Here is a 15190-nt window from a genome sequence, read left to right on the forward strand (position 1 = left end):
CTCCCGGGCACTAGTGGCCGATCGAGTCCAGGGATGCCGGAATGTTGTCCAGGTAACCCTTGATGTTGCGGGCGGTCTCCGCCACGGAGTCACCGCCGAACTTCTCCGTGACGGCTTCCGCCAGGACCAGCGCCACCATCGCCTCCGCCACAACACCGGCGGCCGGCACGGCACAGACGTCCGAGCGCTGGTGGTGCGCCTTCGCAGGCTCCCCCGTGCTGACGTCAACCGTGCGCAGGGCGCGGGGCACCGTGGCGATGGGCTTCATGGCCGCACGCACGCGCAGCACATCGCCAATGCTCATGCCGCCTTCAATGCCGCCGGCCCGATTGCTGGTACGGATGATCTTGCCGTCGGCGTCCTTGACGATTTCGTCGTGGGCAGCGGAGCCGCGGCGTGCGGCGGTGAGGAATCCGTCGCCGACTTCGACGCCCTTGATGGCCTGAATGCCCATCAGGGCGGCGGCGAGCCGGGAGTCGAGCCTGCGGTCCCAGTGGACGTAACTGCCCAGTCCGGGCGGCAGTCCGTATGCGAGGACTTCCACCACACCGCCCAGGGTTTCGCCTTCTTTGTGTGCGGCGTCAACCTCGGCCACCATGGCGTCGGACGTCTCGCGGTCAAAGCAGCGCAAGGGATCGGCGTCGAGCGCGATCACATTGGCGGGAACGGGCAACGGACGGCCCTCGGGCACCGTCACGCTGGCAATGGAGACTGTGTGGCTGACCAGTTCGATGCCGAGCGCTTTGAGGAACTGGGACGCGACGGTGCCCATGGCAACACGGGTGGCGGTCTCCCGCGCGCTGGCGCGTTCCAGGACGGGCCGGGCTTCGGAGAACCCGTACTTCTGCATCCCGGTGAAATCTGCGTGTCCCGGACGGGGCCGGGTCAGGGGCGCATTGCGGGCCTGGTCGGCCAGGATTTCCGGATCCACCGGATCGGCAGCCATGATCTGCTCCCACTTTGGCCATTCGGAGTTGGCGACCTGGACGGCCACCGGACCGCCCTGGGTCAGGCCGTGGCGGACGCCGCCGAGAATGGTGACTACGTCCTGCTCGAACTTCATACGTGCGCCCCGGCCATAGCCAAGGCGGCGGCGAGCCAATGATTCGGCGATCTGCCCGCTGGTGAGTTCAACACCGGCGGGGACGCCTTCAATAATTCCCATCAGGGCCGGACCATGGGATTCACCGGCAGTCAACCAACGCAACATAATTTCCATCCTGCCACGTATGGCGGTCAGAACGCCCGTCGGGGAAGGCCGACTGCGTCACACATCACATCTATGACAGCTGCATTAACGTCGTCACCGCGACGGGTGAACAGGCGTACCTGCTCCACCGCCTGGTACATCAACATTTCAAGTCCGGGCACCACGGCGCCGCCGCCAGACTGCCATACCGACGCAATCCGGCTGGGCCAGGGATCGTAGGCCACATCCAGGAGGACACCGGGCGTTCCGGTTCCCAACACAGCGATCTCCGCTGCCAGGCCGTCCGCTGCGCGCGGCGGGAGCGTGGAAATCACGACGTCGGCACTTGCCGTCGGAACGGCGGCTTCGGTCAGCGGCCGGACGACGATGGAAAGGCCAACTCCGGCCGCGGCGGCGTGCGCTTCGTCAGCCCGGGACGTATCCCGGACGAACACCTGGGCGTGCTGCGTGCCCAGATCCTTCAGCGCGGCCACAGCGGCAGCAGCTGTTCCGCCTCCGCCCAGGACGACGGCGGCCGGGCTGGCCGCCACTCCGGCGTTCAGGACAGCGTTGACGATGCCGGCGACGTCGGTGTTGTAGCCGATGCGCCTGACGGAACCGAGGTCTTCTTCGAAAGCCACTGTGTTGACCACACCCAATGTCCGTGCCACGCCGCGGACTTCGTCCACTTGGGCAACCATGCCAGATTTCAGGGGCATGGTGACTGAGAGTCCACGCCAGCCCTGCTGCGTCCTGACCTGTTCCATAAAGGCGGGCAGCGCCTGCTCGGTCAGGTCCAGGGCCGTGTAGCCAATATCCACCCCGAGTTTGCCGTAGGCCGCCAGGTGCAGGGCCGGTGACTTGGAGTGGCTGATCGGATGGCCCAGGACCGCAGCCCGGAGTCTCATGTGCAGCGGCCCACGTTGGCCTGGCACCAGGTGTTGTACTGGTCGACGTAGACGTTGTGCTCGTCGAGCGTCTTGGAGAACTTTGTCTCCTTCGTGTCCAGGTTGATGGTTACCCAGTACAGGTAGTTGTTGGTTTTGGGCTTCGCGGCCGCATCAATGGCGGTCTTGCCCGGAGAGCCGATGGGGCCCGGCGGCAGGCCAGGGTTGGCGTAGGTGTTGTACAGGTTGGACTTGTCCTGGCGCTCTTCATCGGTGAAGTTGAAGCTCTTGGTGCCCAGTCCGTACGTCACGGCCGAATCGACCTGCAGGTAACCGGAGGTCTGGTCATTCGGCTTGAGGCGGTTGTAGATGGCTCCGGCAACGTCGCCGTACTCAGCCTGGCCGCCTTCGGCCTGCACAATGCTCGCCACGATCACAGCTTCATACTGCTTCGCCGGATCGGTGATGCCCTGTGCCACAAGTTCGTCGGTGGTTCCCTTGACCAGCGACTGGAGGATGTCCTTGGCCGGTGTGCCGAGCGGGAAGCGGTACTCCCCCGGAGCGAGGTAGCCCTCAAGGTTTTTGGCGTTGGCCGGAAGGCCAAACTGTGCGGGGGCGTCGCTGAATGCCTTCAGTTGCTGCAGCGATACACCGGAGCCCTCGGAGATGGCCTGCAGCGACTCGCCGACCCTGAGACCGGCACTCAAGGCGAAGTAGATGACCTTGCTCTTATCGGTGCCGAGCAGGAGGCTGACGGCGTCGGAGTTCTTCATCTCCATCTTGAATGTGTAATCCCCCGGCGACAACGTTCCGCCGGAAGACGCAAATGCCTGCAGGAAAGTGTCAGCGTTGGCCACGACTTTGCCGCTCTCGAGTTTGGTGGCCACGGAACGCGTACCTTCACCGGGCTGGACTGAAACCACGACTTCGCCCGTGCCGGGACCGGGGTAGTCGGCCGCTTTGTCGTTTCCAAGCAGTGGTTTGATGAACTGCGCACCCACGGCAATGGCAGCCACGAAGACCACGAGAGTCAGGAACAGGGCGAGGAGGCGCCGCCGGCGCCGTACCTTTTTTGACGGCTTCGCCACTACCGAAACCGCGGCTGCACCGGCGAACAGGCCGGCGTCGCGGTGGTCATCATCGACGTGTTCATCATCGGGGTGGTGATCATCATGGTGGCCTGCATCGTGGTGTGCTTCGTCCGGATAGTGGTGCCCGGCGTCGTGGAAGGCTTCGTCCGGATGGTGGTGGCCGGCGTCGTGCGCTTCATAAAAGTGCTCGTCATCGGGGAGGTATTCCTGGACCAGGGCGTCATCCGGATGTTGGGCTGCGGCCGGACCAGCGTCCTGGATGGAAGGCGGGGTGTCCGGCGCTGTGGGAATAACCGGCTGCGGCTCCGGAACAGGAGCAGGAGCAGGAACAGGCGCATCCTGCCCAGTCTCATAGGCCTGTTCGGGAACCACATCGCTGCTTCCCGTGTGCTTCTCCCGGGCGCGGAGCTCTTTGCGGGTCAGCGGCCTGGCGCCATCGTTGCTCGTGGCGCCTGAGGCGTCGTCGTTATTGGACGGGCTCACTGTAGCCTTCCGTGTTCTGAGATCGAGTCGTGCCTTCCGGGGCCGCATGGTCGGGCTGGACTGCCGAACCTGCTCCGGATGGCCGAGTACGGGGCGGCGCAGTCACGCGGCTGCCAACGTCCGTTCCCCTGGCTTTTTGCATGTCGATGGCGTGCTGGAGGATGCCTGCCGCCGCGACCTGATCCACCACTTTACGGTGGTTCCGGCTGCTCATGCCAGCTTCGTGCAGGTTACGGTGCGCCGTAACACTGCTCAGGCGTTCGTCTACCAGATTGACCGGAACATCCATTCCGCGGGCAGCGAGCTCCGCAGCCAGCAGTTCGGCGTAGTCGGTTGCCATCCTGGCAGAGGCGTGCTCCTCGCCCTTCATGGTGCGGGGAAGCCCCACAAAAACCTGGACGGCGCCAAGTTCCCCAGCGAGCGACGCGATGACACGCACGTCGGAATTCTTCTTGGCGTTGCGGTCCAGGGTCTTGTACGGAGTGGCCAGGATTTCGTCCCGGTCGCAGATGGCGACGCCCACGCGGACGGTGCCGACGTCTACCCCCAGTTTGATGCCCTGGGGGTAGACGGCGGCGCCAGCGGATTCTGTCACGGGTTCCCTAGCGCCGGGAGATGGCGTCCACAACGGCGGCCAGCGCCGGTGCGACCTTGGCGGCGTCCGTGCCGCCACCCTGGGCGACGTCGTCCTTGCCGCCGCCGCCACCGCCGAGGATTCCCGCCGCGAGCCGGACCAGGGCGCCGGCTTTCACGCCGGCTTCCCGGGCTGCCTCGTTGGTGGCCACGAGGATCATGGGCCGGTCATTGCTGACGCCGGCAACCGCCACGGTGGACGCGCCCGAACCGAGGCGGTTGCGCAAGTCAAGGGCAAGGTTGCGGATGTCGTCGGCCCCGCCGATCTGGCCGGCGTCGTGGGCGATGACCTGGATGCCGGCTGTGTCCCGGGCGGTGCCCACAAGGTTTCCGGCCGCTGCGGCCATCTGTTCCTTGCGCAGCCGGTCGAGTTCCTTCTCCGTTGCCTTGAGCTTGTTCAGCGTGCTGGCGATCCTGTCGGCGAGCTGGCCGGAAGGCACTTTGAGCATCTCAGTCAGTTCGGTCACGAGGGCGCGTTCGGCGGCCAGGTGGCGGAAGGCATCCATGCCCACAAACGCCTCAACACGGCGGTTGCCTGAGCCGACTGACTGCTCACCGAGCAGCGACAGGCTGCCGATCAGGGACGTGTTTGCTACGTGCGTGCCGCCGCAGAGTTCCCGGGACCACGCGCCGTCGATCTCCACAACTCGGACTTCGCTGCCGTAGTTTTCGCCGAAGAGCGCCATGGCACCCAGCGCCTTGGCCTCTGCCAGGCCCATGACCTTGGTGTCCACGCGGAAGTTGTTGCGGATGGCGAGGTTGGAAACTTCCTCGATTTCCGAACGCGTGGCGGTGCTGAGGCCTTCGCCCCAGGCGAAGTCGAAGCGCAGGTAGCCGGCCTTGTTGTAGGAACCGCGCTGGGTGGCTTCGAGGCCAAGGATCTGGTGCAGGGCGGCGTGGACGATGTGCGTGCCGGTGTGGGCCTGCTCGGCGGCGTGACGCCGCTCGCGGTCCACGGCTGCGCGGACCAGTGAGTCGGAACCGATCTCGCCTTCGCGGACGATTGCCTTGTGGACGCTCAGTCCCTTGATGGGGCGCTGGACGTCCAGGACTTCGACGACGAATCCGTCACCGGTGATGAGGCCCGTGTCAGCCGACTGCCCGCCGGCTTCAGCGTAGAACGGCGTCTCCGCCAGGACGAGTTCAATTTCGTCGCCGGTGGCGGCGTGCCCCACATTCTGTCCGCGGTTGAGGATGCCCCGGACCCGGGACTCACCATCCAGCTCGGTGTATCCGGTGAAGACAGTCTCGCCCTGGGCCAGAAGTTCCTGGAAGGCACTTAGATCGGCGTGGCCACCCTTCTTGCCCTTGGCGTCGGCCTGCGCGCGCTGGCGCTGTTCGAGCATCAAGCGGCGGAATTCCGGTTCATCGACCTTGAGTCCGGCTTCCTCGGCCATTTCCAGGGTGAGGTCGATCGGGAAACCGTAAGTGTCGTGAAGGGCGAAGGCGTCGGCGCCGGACAGCGGCGTGCCTGCGGCCTTGGAATCAATTACGGCGTCTTCAAGCCGGGCGGTACCTGACGCGATGGTGCGCAGGAAGGCCCGCTCTTCGGCATAGGCGATCCTGCTGATGCGGTCAAAGTCCGTCGCCACGATGGGGTAGACACCCTTCATGGCATCGCGTGAGGCGGGGAGCAGGTCCGGCAGGCAGGCCTTTTCGACGCCGAGCAGGCGCATGGAACGCACGGCGCGGCGGATCAGCCGGCGCAGGACGTAGCCGCGGCCCTCGTTGGACGGCGTCACGCCGTCGGCGATCAGCATAAGAGCCGAACGGATGTGGTCACCCACAACCCGCATGCGGACGTCGTCCGTGTGGTGCGGATCCTCAGGTGTTTCGGCCGACGTGTACTCCCGGCCCGACAGCTCGGCAGCCCTGTCGATCACAGGCCGGACCTGGTCGGTCTCGTACATGTTCTCGACGCCCTGCAGGATCATCGCGAGGCGCTCCATGCCGAGGCCGGTATCGATGTTCTTTTTGGGCAGCTCGCCGACGACGTCGAAGTCGTCCTTGGACCGGACGTTGTCGATCTGGTACTGCATGAATACCAGGTTCCAGATTTCAACGTACCGGTTTTCGTCGGCGATGGGACCGCCCTCGACGCCGTAGGCAGGGCCCCGGTCGTAGTAGATCTCCGAGCACGGGCCTGCGGGGCCCGGCTGGCCGGTGTGCCAGTAGTTGTCGGCCTTGCCCATACGCTGGATGCGCTCGGACGGAACGCCGGTGTGCGTCAGCCACAGCTCCTTGGCTTCGTCGTCCTCTTCGTAAACCGTCACCCACAGCAGTTCCGGCGGAAGGCCGTAGCCGCCGTCGTCCACGCTCTTGGTGAGCAGCTCCCAGGCGTACTTGATGGCGTCTTCCTTGAAGTAATCGCCGAAGGAGAAGTTGCCGCACATCTGGAAGAAGGTGCCGTGGCGGGCGGTTTTGCCCACCTCTTCGATGTCACCGGTGCGGATGCACTTCTGAACGCTGGTGGCCCGGTCGAAAGGGGCTTCTTCACGGGCAGTCAGGTAGGGGATAAACGGGACCATGCCGGCCACGGTGAACAGGAGGGAGGGGTCGCTGGAGACCAGCGAGGCGGAGGGAACCGCGGTGTGCCCTTTGCTGACAAAAAAGTCCACCCAGCGCTTTGTGATCTCCTGCGACTTCATGAGCTGATTACATACCCTTCTCGGTTCACGCGTTGTGCCACGCATGACTTATTGATTCAGACGGCAGTGCCGGCAAGCGGCTGCTGGTTTAATTCTCGCGCGTTTTCCCGCGCGTTCAGCGGCGGGCTGGATCCCGCGATGGGACGGCCGGGGAGTCGATCCCGAGGGCGGCCCGGAGGTCCGTCTCCCGCTCATGCATTCCGGCACGCACGGCATCGGCGAAGTCGTACACGCCGTCAGCCAACCGGCCCACGGCGCGGTTCAGGCCTTCCGGCCCCAGGTTCGCCTGCATATTAGACTGCGCTTCGCTGATCTTGCGGAACGCGATGACTCCGATGGCCACGCCGATTCCCATCCAGACAAATCGTTTCATTTCAGTTCTCCGGTGGCTTAGCGGCTGCGGCGGCCGGGGGCCGGCTTCTTGCGGTTGGCGAGGGCGGAGCGCACGCCGTAGCTGAAGGCTGCCACCTTGATCAGCGGTGAACCGACGGTCGCTGCAACGAGTGATGACAGCGCTGAGAGGTTTGCCGACGCATCTGAAACGTTGGAGGCGATGCCATCCACCTTCTTCAACTGCTGGTTGGTGGTGGACACAGTCGCGGTGACTTCGTCCATCAGGGGCGTGGCCCCGTCGCTGAGGGAGCGGATGGAGGTCCGGATTTCCTCCAGCACACTGCCGAGCTTCAGGATGGGCACGGCGAGCAGCAGCACCAGCAGCGCGAACACCCCGGCTGCGATCAGGCCGGCAATATCGCCACCAGACATAGACGTTCATCTCCTTGAAACTGACGTGGATCCGTTACCTGCGCGCACGCTGCCTTGATGCGTTCCACAGATGTCCCCCAAGTACCTTACATACAAAGAAGCCCGTGGCGCTTGCCACGGGCTTCTTTGGATACGCTGCTGGGATTTAGCGTGCGTAGAATTCGACGACGAGCTGCTCTTCGCAGGTTACGGGAACCTCGGAGCGCTTCGGGCGACGGACCAGGCGGGCCTGCAGGGCGTCAAGCTTGACGTCCAGGTAGGCCGGAACCTGGGGCAGGACGTCGCGGTGTGCGCCGGCTGCTGCAACCTGGAGCGGAACCATGGTTTCGCTGCGGGTGTGGACGTGGACAAGCTGGCCTTCGCTGACGCGGAAGGACGGGCGGTCAACGCGGATGCCGTCAACCATGATGTGGCGGTGCACAACGAGCTGGCGGGCCTGGGCGATGGTGCGGGCGAAGCCGGCACGCAGCACGAGGGCGTCAAGACGCATTTCGAGCAGTTCGATCAGGTTTTCACCAGTCAGGCCCTTGGTGCGGCGGGCTTCTTCGAAGGCGCGGGTCATCTGGGCTTCGCGGATGCCGTACTGGGCGCGCAGACGCTGCTTTTCGCGCAGACGTACGGCGTAGTCGGAGTCCTGCTTCTTGCGGGCACGGCCATGCTCACCGGGGCCGTACGGGCGGCGCTCCATGTACTTGGCGGCCTTGGGGGTCAGAGCAATGCCGAGTGCACGCGAGAGGCGTGCTGTACGGCGAGCACGAGTGTTGTTAGCCACTTGTGTCCTTCCAATATCTGCGGTGTGTCAGTGTTACTGGCCTCCACGATGGAGAGCATCGGCCAACCGCTGCCTTTTGCTACTGGGCACAGGGCTACCCCAACGAAACAGCAGAAAATACTGAAGGATGGGGAGATTGCGTCCGCGCCTTGCCAGACAACGAACAATCATAGCAGGATTCGCCTGCAATCCCACACTCCGGCCGCCGCTCCCCCGCGTCACTCCGATGGCATAGCTGCCGGGGTCACTCCACCGCCGACGCCGGTCAGTTGCCGCGGATGATCTTCCGCAGCCGTTCGAGGCGCACGGCGATGTCCCGTTCCGCGCCGTTAGCGGTGGGCTCGTAGTAGTCCCGACCCACGAGGTCATCCGGCGGGTACTGCTGGCTGGCCACGGAATGGGGGGCATCGTGGGCGTACTTGTAGCCGAGCCCGTGGCCCAGCTGCTTGGACCCCGGGTAGTGCGCATCGCGCAGGTGCGCCGGTATCCCGTTGCCCAGACCGGCACGGACATCCGCGACGGCCTTGTTGATTCCCATGTACGCGGCATTGGATTTCGGTGCGGTGGCCAGATGCACCACGGCCTCGGCCAGGACGATCCGCCCCTCGGGCATGCCGATCAGCTGTACCGCCTGCGCGGCGGCAACCGCCGTCTGCAGCGCTGTAGGGTCCGCCATTCCCACGTCCTCCGCTGCAGAAATCACAATCCGCCGGGCAATGAACTTCGGGTCCTCCCCAGCTTCCAGCATCCTGGCGAGGTAGTGCAGTGCTGCGTCCACATCAGAGCCGCGGACCGATTTTATGAAGGCACTGACTACGTCGTAGTGCTGGTCGCCGGCCCGGTCGTAGCGCACGGCGGCCACATCCAGGGCGCGCTCGGTGTGTTTCAGCTCGACGGTGACCAGCGAGTCGGCATCGGCGTCGTCTGCATCGCCGAAGGCCACACCCGATGCGGCCTCGAGGGCCGTCAGTGCGCGCCGCGCGTCGCCGCCGGCGAGCCTGACGAGGTGCGCCAGGGCCTCGGCACTGAGCTCCACTTTCCCGTTCAGGCCGCGATCGTCCGACACGGCGCGCTGCAGGAGCCCTTCAATGTCCGCCTCCGTCAGCGGTTTCAGGGTGAGCAGGAGGGAACGGGACAGCAGTGGCGAGACCACCGAAAAGGACGGGTTTTCCGTGGTTGCCGCCACGAGTACCACCCAGCGGTTCTCCACGCCGGGCAGCAGGGCATCCTGCTGTGCCTTATTGAAGCGGTGGATCTCGTCGAGGAAAAGCACCGTGGTGGTTTTGTACAGATCCCGCGCCGTGAGGGCTTCGTCCATGACCCGCCGAACGTCCTTGACGCCCGCGGTGATGGCGGACAACTCCACGAACTTCCGCCCCTTGCCCTTCGCGATCACATGGGCGAGCGTGGTTTTTCCGGTCCCGGGCGGTCCCCAGAGGATCAGCGAGCTGGGGCCTGCTGGACCCAGGGCGTCGGTGCCGGCCGCCAACTGCCGCAACGGCGATCCCTGCCCCAGCAGGTGCTGCTGTCCCACCACATCATCCAAGGTGCGCGGCCGCATCCGGACGGCCAAGGGGCTGCGCGGCGCGGCGGTACGGCCGGTCCCGGCGGGGCCAGCCGACGACGGTTCGTCACTGTCGTCGTCGTCATTGCCATGCCCTTGGGCGAAGAGATCATCCACATAGATAGGCTACTCATTAGTTCACCGCCCCACTTCCGCCCTCCATTTTCCGCCCGCCACCTAAGGGATCCCGCCATGAGCGCACGCAGCACCCCCGGCGCCGGCCGTCCGGGGTCCGTCAGGACCGCGTTTGTGTCCGGCGAACGCCTGGCCGGATGGGCGGACCGCTTCGGGGCCGCGCACGGCGGCTTCCGGCTCAGCGATGACGACGACGGCGTGCGGCTTGTCGCAGCCGACGGCACCATCGCGCTGCTCCAGGCGCCGTGGCCACCCGACGGGCGGCCCGGACGTGGTGCCGATCCCCTGGAACGCCTGGCGTCTGTTGCAGCCCAGCCCCGGACCGCGGGCCTGGTGCTCGTGCGGCGCGGAGGCTATGCGGTGGCCGTGGCCAGGGAAGGCACCTTGACGGCGTCCAAGACCGGATCCCGCTACGTGCAGTCCCGGACTGCTGCGGGAGGCCAGTCCCAGCAGCGGTTCGCGCGCCGTCGGGCCAACCAGGCAGATGAACTGGTGGAGAAGGTGGCAGGCCACGCAGCAGCGATCTTCGGCGGCCACTCCGTCGAGTACCTTGCTCCCGGCGGAGACCGGACCCTGGCCGGGCTGGTCATGGACCACCCGGCCCTGAGGCTCTATGCCTCAGTCCCCCGGCTGGACTTCCTGGACGTGCCTGATCCCAACGGCGCGGTGATGCGGAAGGCAGCAGCGGATGTCTGTGCCGCGCGGATCCAGGTAGCGGACGCGCCGGATTGAAACGGGCCTGCTTCCTAGGTCAGGGTCCAGGAGCGTTTCGACAACCCGTACCAGAACCCGTCGATTGCAGTCTTCGCGTGCAGTTCACCGGAGCCATAGGCTGCGCCGAGCCCAACATAGAGCGGCGCCCAGTGCTCGCTGCGCGGGTGAGCCTGCCGGGCGGCTGGGGCCTTGTTCAGGAAATCGAGGATGGCGTCGACGTCGCCGCGCGCCATGGCCTCTTCGGCCCAGTGGTCAAACTCGCTCGAGGCTGCCGGCGGCGCAACGTCTGGCCCTCCGGACGGGCTGAACCAGCGGAGATTGTGAGTGGTGAACCCGGAACCGACAATGAGGGTGCCGCGTTCGCGCAGCGGTGCCAGCGACATGCCGAGGTTAAACAGACCCTGCGGATCGAGGGTGGGTATGGACATCTGGACCACCGGAACATCTGCTTCGGGGAACATCTCCTTGAGAGGCACGTAGGCTCCGTGGTCCAGCCCACGGCTCTCATCGCGTTCGACATGATGGCCATGCCCGGCCACCAGCCGTTCCACCTCCGTAGCGAGCCCCGGAGCCTGCGGTGCGTCGTACGTGACGTCGTAGTACTTCTGCGCGAAGCCGCCAAAGTCATAAACAAGGCCTGGATCCCGCTGGGTGGCGCTCAGCGTAACGGGGGCGTGTTCCCGTGCGCTGACACCATCAGGATGTCCTTGGGCTTGTTAAAGGTGCCGGACCAGTCGTGAAGCTGCCGTGTCCAGGTAGCGTCGTCGGCAAGCGGCGGAGCACCGTGGCTGAGAAAGAGAACCGGAGACAGGCCAAGTGTTTGTGTCACGGAACCATGCTACCTTTTTTTATTGAATCTTAAAGCATTAATAGTTATCCACAACCGGCCGGCGGTGACAAGCGCCGGCCACCCCTTCCTGCCTAGACTCCCCAGCAAGGGGCCGCTGCCGCGGCCCGGGTCAGCTGCCGGGGAAGATATGAACTTACGAATGAGACTGGCTGCCGTTGTGGCAGCGCTGACACTGTTTTGCACCGCCTGCACCGACGGCAGCTGGCTGGACCGGACCCGCCTGTCGTTCCACACCGGGGGCATCGACACCGCACTGGCCAGCGAAGACCGCACCAGGAATTCACTGACAGCAATGGCTAGCCGGGGGCAAGAAGTCCTCGCCGTCCTGGACATCACCACGTCAACTTCGACGGCCACCGCGCTGCCTACTCCCCAGACAACGGCGCCTCCTGGCAACCAGTCTTGTTTGATGGCCAGACAGATCCCGGCATGGCGCTGGCCAACAAGCCCACCGCCCGCCAGGGCCAATGGCTCCTGCTCGGGCACCGCAATGGAGAGGTCTTCGCCTTCACCAGCAGTAACGGCACGGACTTTAGCCTTCAGCCGGAACCAATTCTTGAAACCTCCGCCACCAGCCTGAACGCAGCCGTGGGCATGGCCCAGGGCTGGCTCCTCGCCACAACACCCGACCGCGAATCCGGCGGCACGGCCATTACGCTCTATCAGAGCAGCGACGGATCAGCTTGGACCGCCCGGGACGGGACAGCTGCCGGGCTGCCCCGTCCGCACTGCACCTTCCATCCCCTGAACATGGCCGCGGGCCCAGCAGCCGTGCTTCTCGTGGGGCAGGAAAACGATCCCAGCCGTCCACCATTTTCACGCGCCTTCTCCTCCACCGACGGCGGGAATAGTTGGCAGAATGCCACACCGGACAGCTCGGGTGTGGGTCTCCTCGGCAACGCCCTCTGGGGGTATCTACGCGGAGAGAAGATCAGCCAGGCTCAGACCTGGTTGATCGACCACCAGGAGCCTAATGGATTGTTCACGGGACATCTGTTGCGGGACCCGTTACCACGACTTACAACTGTGGTTCACTCTGGCCGTGTGCCGGACACTCGGCCGCATGCCGCAGCCCTGAGCCGGCGCCGCGCAAGAACTGCCCTGCGCAAAGCCGCGAGGATGGACGGCCCGGGACCGCAAAGAGCGAAAAGGCAATCCCTAGGAGGGTTCCCTCCGCACCGGTAGCGGTTATTCCTCGTGCTTAACCTTGTGAACGCGGGTAACAACGGTGGGGCAGGGTACCCGCTGCAGGACCGCATGAGCGGTGGAACCCAGCAAGAGCCTGCTGAACCCGCCGCGTCCACGGCTGCCTAGGACCAGCAACCGTGCGCTGGCTGCCGCATCCACTAGCGCCTTCGCGGGATCCTCGTCATTTTCGAGCCGCTGATGTACTACGAGGTCCGGATACTTGTCCGTGAGGCCCGCGACTGATTCAGCCAGGACGATCTTGTCCTCTTCTTGAATCGCCTCGGCCAGGCCTCTGCCAGGCATCCCACGCTGAATCCACCAGGCGGGGCGCCGGAAAGCCAGCACCGCGGTGAGCTCGTCCCCCTCGCGGTCCGCTTCTGCCGCTGCCAGTGCAACAGCCTGGAGTGATTCCTCAGAGCCGTCCACGCCGACCACAACTCCCCGACCCTCCGGGCCCTGGCCTTGCGGAATGACGGCTACCGGGCTATCCGATAGCATGACCACCTGCAGCGCGCGGTCCGTCATGGGTCCTCCGTCTGCCCAGTTCCGAGTGTGTGATCCGATGACCACCATGGACGCGCTTTCGCAGGCGGCTGCGATCCTGCCTCAGGCCGGCACGACGCACGTGTGGAGCGCGCGAGGTCCGCAGCCCGGGTTGAGCAGGAAGCCTGCGACCAGGACACACGGTTGTTGGAACAGGCAAGCCGTGAGGCCGCTGCGCTGCAGGAGTCGGGCCGGGACCGTATTCCCGCAGCCGTCGGCAGGGGTGTTGACACGTTACCGAGCCCGCAGAGTGCCGGACAGAAATGAAAGCGATTGGGTCGCGGTCTCTGTTCGGGCCCGATCCATGGCCAGGCGCCGTTCGGCGCCGGAACCAGCCGGCGCATGGCCGCCCTGCCGACTCTGCAAAGTGCCCTGCCCCTAAGCCGACTGACCAGCGTCGTGCTCTACCTGTCTTCAACCGGGCTTTCGTCCCGGTGGGGACCGTTTTGGTGCCGTTGCCAGTACCCCCACCGGAAGCGGTCCAAGCGGCGCCGGAGGGGCGGTTCATGCGCGAACTCGACGCGGAACGTCACCAGGGACATTGCAACGCGGCGTCGAAACGATGACCAGCTGGCGAAGGGCCGCGCGGAAACCCCGACCCGCAAGGTGGGGTCGTAGATAACCGTCATGTCCGGTCGCAGGCGGTAGGAAATATCGAAGTCATCATGGACATCGGCGTTGTCCCGGACCACGATGGTGCGGATTGCCGCCCAGACACCCCGCCGCAGCGCAAAGTTGGAACCAAACACCGGCGGATGGCCCATCAGGAAGCCAACGACAGTGAAATAGCCTCCCAGGAACAGGTACCGGCCCGTCCAGCGGACCAAGAGGTTCCCGCCGTAAAAATCAGCGGGTCCAGTGACAGCCGTGAGCGGCCCGGATGCCTGAAGGATCCGCTCCACGTGCTCAAGCCAGTCTTGGGGCGGCCTGGAGTCGGTGTCCAGCCTGGCGATGATCTCCCCCGCTGCGGCATCAAAACCGGCAGCAGCCGTTGCCGGAATGCCTGGCAGGTCCACAGGTATGCGCCTCACGCCGGCCGTGGCGCAGATGGCAGATGTGTCAGCTGCTTGCGTTGTCCACCACGATGATTTCATCGGCAGGCCTGCTCTGTTGGGACAGCAGGGCGAGGCACGTTTTCAGCTTTGGAGCGTCATTGCGGGTGGGGATGATATCCGAGACGGTGGGCATGGCGCGGCCTCCTTTGGCGGTCAACCGGCAAGCCGGGCGCCGGCCGGCCTGGAAATCCCGATGGTCGGGGTCGGGGTACGTCAGGGCGATCGGGTATTCCTGGAATGTCCTCCAGCAGCTTCCGGGGAGCCGCCTCGTCCTCCTCGATCCGTTCGATCAGGAACTCGACAATGTCCAACAGCGAGAGCCCGCCCCACTGCCAGCGAAGCGGCACTCGTTGCCCACTAAATGCACGAGGAGCGGGATCACGAGGAAGGCAACGATCACTTGCGCCGTCATTGTCAGCACGGCCGACCAGCCGCCGTCGAGCGTCGGATCCAGCCCAGATGGCATTCTAGGCGTCTGCCATGCAGCCGGCTGTCCGGCGGGCCCAGACAACGTTGAGGCGGCGGCGGGCACGGGACCGAAGCTCGGCCGAGGCATCGACGGGCCGCAGCGCTCAGTACCGCTCAGGTTCGTCTCCCAGTTCAAAATGGCGACCACTAATGCGTGTCGGCGTGATCTCGACATAGGTGTATTTCCGCGTCGGAATCCACGGTT

Annotated in this window: 14 protein-coding genes and 1 pseudogene; 2 read left to right on the forward strand and 13 right to left on the reverse strand. The window is 65.2% G+C overall.

Going from position 1 to position 15190, the window contains the following annotated elements; genetic code table 11:
* Positions 1 to 10: 10 nt before the first annotated feature.
* From aroC to ACX80M_RS17565, 9 genes are all read right to left on the reverse strand, one after another.
* The gene (gene aroC, locus ACX80M_RS17525; RefSeq protein ID WP_459310068.1) at positions 11 to 1210 is read right to left on the reverse strand and encodes a chorismate synthase; all 1200 of its coding nucleotides are present in this window, start codon (positions 1208 to 1210) and stop codon (positions 11 to 13) included.
* Positions 1211 to 1236: 26 nt separating this feature from the next.
* Complete coding sequence (locus ACX80M_RS17530; protein ID WP_459310069.1) at positions 1237 to 2097, reverse strand: shikimate dehydrogenase family protein; 861 nt, start codon at positions 2095 to 2097, stop codon at positions 1237 to 1239.
* Entirely contained in the window at positions 2094 to 3650 is a 1557-nt protein-coding gene (gene mltG / locus ACX80M_RS17535) for an endolytic transglycosylase MltG (protein WP_459310070.1), read from the reverse strand. The genes ACX80M_RS17530 and mltG overlap by 4 nt, the downstream gene beginning before the upstream one ends.
* Entirely contained in the window at positions 3634 to 4245 is a 612-nt protein-coding gene (gene ruvX / locus ACX80M_RS17540; protein ID WP_459310071.1) for a Holliday junction resolvase RuvX, read from the reverse strand. Before ruvX ends, mltG begins: the two co-directional genes overlap by 17 nt.
* A 7-nt stretch (positions 4246 to 4252) precedes the next feature.
* Entirely contained in the window at positions 4253 to 6931 is a 2679-nt protein-coding gene (gene alaS / locus ACX80M_RS17545; RefSeq protein ID WP_459310072.1) for an alanine--tRNA ligase, read from the reverse strand.
* 115 nt (positions 6932 to 7046) lie between these two features.
* Positions 7047 to 7304: a hypothetical protein gene (locus ACX80M_RS17550; protein ID WP_459310073.1), complete on the reverse strand. Its 258-nt coding sequence runs from the start codon at positions 7302 to 7304 to the stop codon at positions 7047 to 7049.
* Between the two features lie 17 nt (positions 7305 to 7321).
* Positions 7322 to 7696 carry a DUF948 domain-containing protein gene (locus ACX80M_RS17555; RefSeq protein WP_111907697.1) on the reverse strand — a complete coding sequence of 125 codons (375 nt, stop codon included), beginning with the start codon at positions 7694 to 7696 and terminating at the stop codon, positions 7322 to 7324.
* Positions 7697 to 7841: 145 nt separating this feature from the next.
* Positions 7842 to 8468, reverse strand: a complete 627-nt coding sequence (gene rpsD, locus ACX80M_RS17560) for a 30S ribosomal protein S4 (RefSeq protein WP_058932352.1) — start codon at positions 8466 to 8468, stop codon at positions 7842 to 7844.
* A 265-nt stretch (positions 8469 to 8733) separates the two neighbouring features.
* Entirely contained in the window at positions 8734 to 10149 is a 1416-nt protein-coding gene (locus tag ACX80M_RS17565; RefSeq protein ID WP_459310074.1) for a replication-associated recombination protein A, read from the reverse strand.
* A 75-nt stretch (positions 10150 to 10224) separates the two neighbouring features.
* Between ACX80M_RS17565 and ACX80M_RS17570 the strand changes: the two genes are divergently transcribed.
* Positions 10225 to 10899 (forward strand): acVLRF1 family peptidyl-tRNA hydrolase, encoded by a 675-nt coding sequence (locus tag ACX80M_RS17570; protein WP_459310075.1) that lies wholly within the window; start codon positions 10225 to 10227, stop codon positions 10897 to 10899.
* A gap of 14 nt (positions 10900 to 10913) precedes the next feature.
* On the opposite strand, the pseudogene ACX80M_RS17575 reads toward ACX80M_RS17570, so the two are convergent.
* Positions 10914 to 11710 (reverse strand): annotated as a pseudogene (locus ACX80M_RS17575) (dioxygenase family protein).
* A 450-nt stretch (positions 11711 to 12160) separates the two neighbouring features.
* Here ACX80M_RS17575 and ACX80M_RS17580 point away from each other — a divergent pair.
* Entirely contained in the window at positions 12161 to 12916 is a 756-nt protein-coding gene (locus ACX80M_RS17580) for a hypothetical protein (protein ID WP_459310076.1), read from the forward strand.
* 3 nt (positions 12917 to 12919) lie between these two features.
* On the opposite strand, the gene ACX80M_RS17585 is transcribed toward ACX80M_RS17580, so the two are convergent.
* The 3 genes from ACX80M_RS17585 to ACX80M_RS17595 form a co-directional block, all read right to left on the reverse strand.
* Positions 12920 to 13444, reverse strand: coding sequence for a universal stress protein (locus tag ACX80M_RS17585; RefSeq protein ID WP_459310077.1), 525 nt, complete (start codon positions 13442 to 13444; stop codon positions 12920 to 12922).
* Between the two features lie 422 nt (positions 13445 to 13866).
* Positions 13867 to 14478, reverse strand: coding sequence for a glycosyltransferase family 2 protein (locus tag ACX80M_RS17590; protein WP_459310078.1), 612 nt, complete (start codon positions 14476 to 14478; stop codon positions 13867 to 13869).
* A 43-nt stretch (positions 14479 to 14521) separates the two neighbouring features.
* Positions 14522 to 14650, reverse strand: a complete 129-nt coding sequence (locus ACX80M_RS17595) for a glycosyltransferase family 2 protein (RefSeq protein WP_459310079.1) — start codon at positions 14648 to 14650, stop codon at positions 14522 to 14524.
* Positions 14651 to 15190: the final 540 nt, after the last annotated feature.

Source organism: Pseudarthrobacter sp. MDT1-22 (assembly GCF_054511035.1).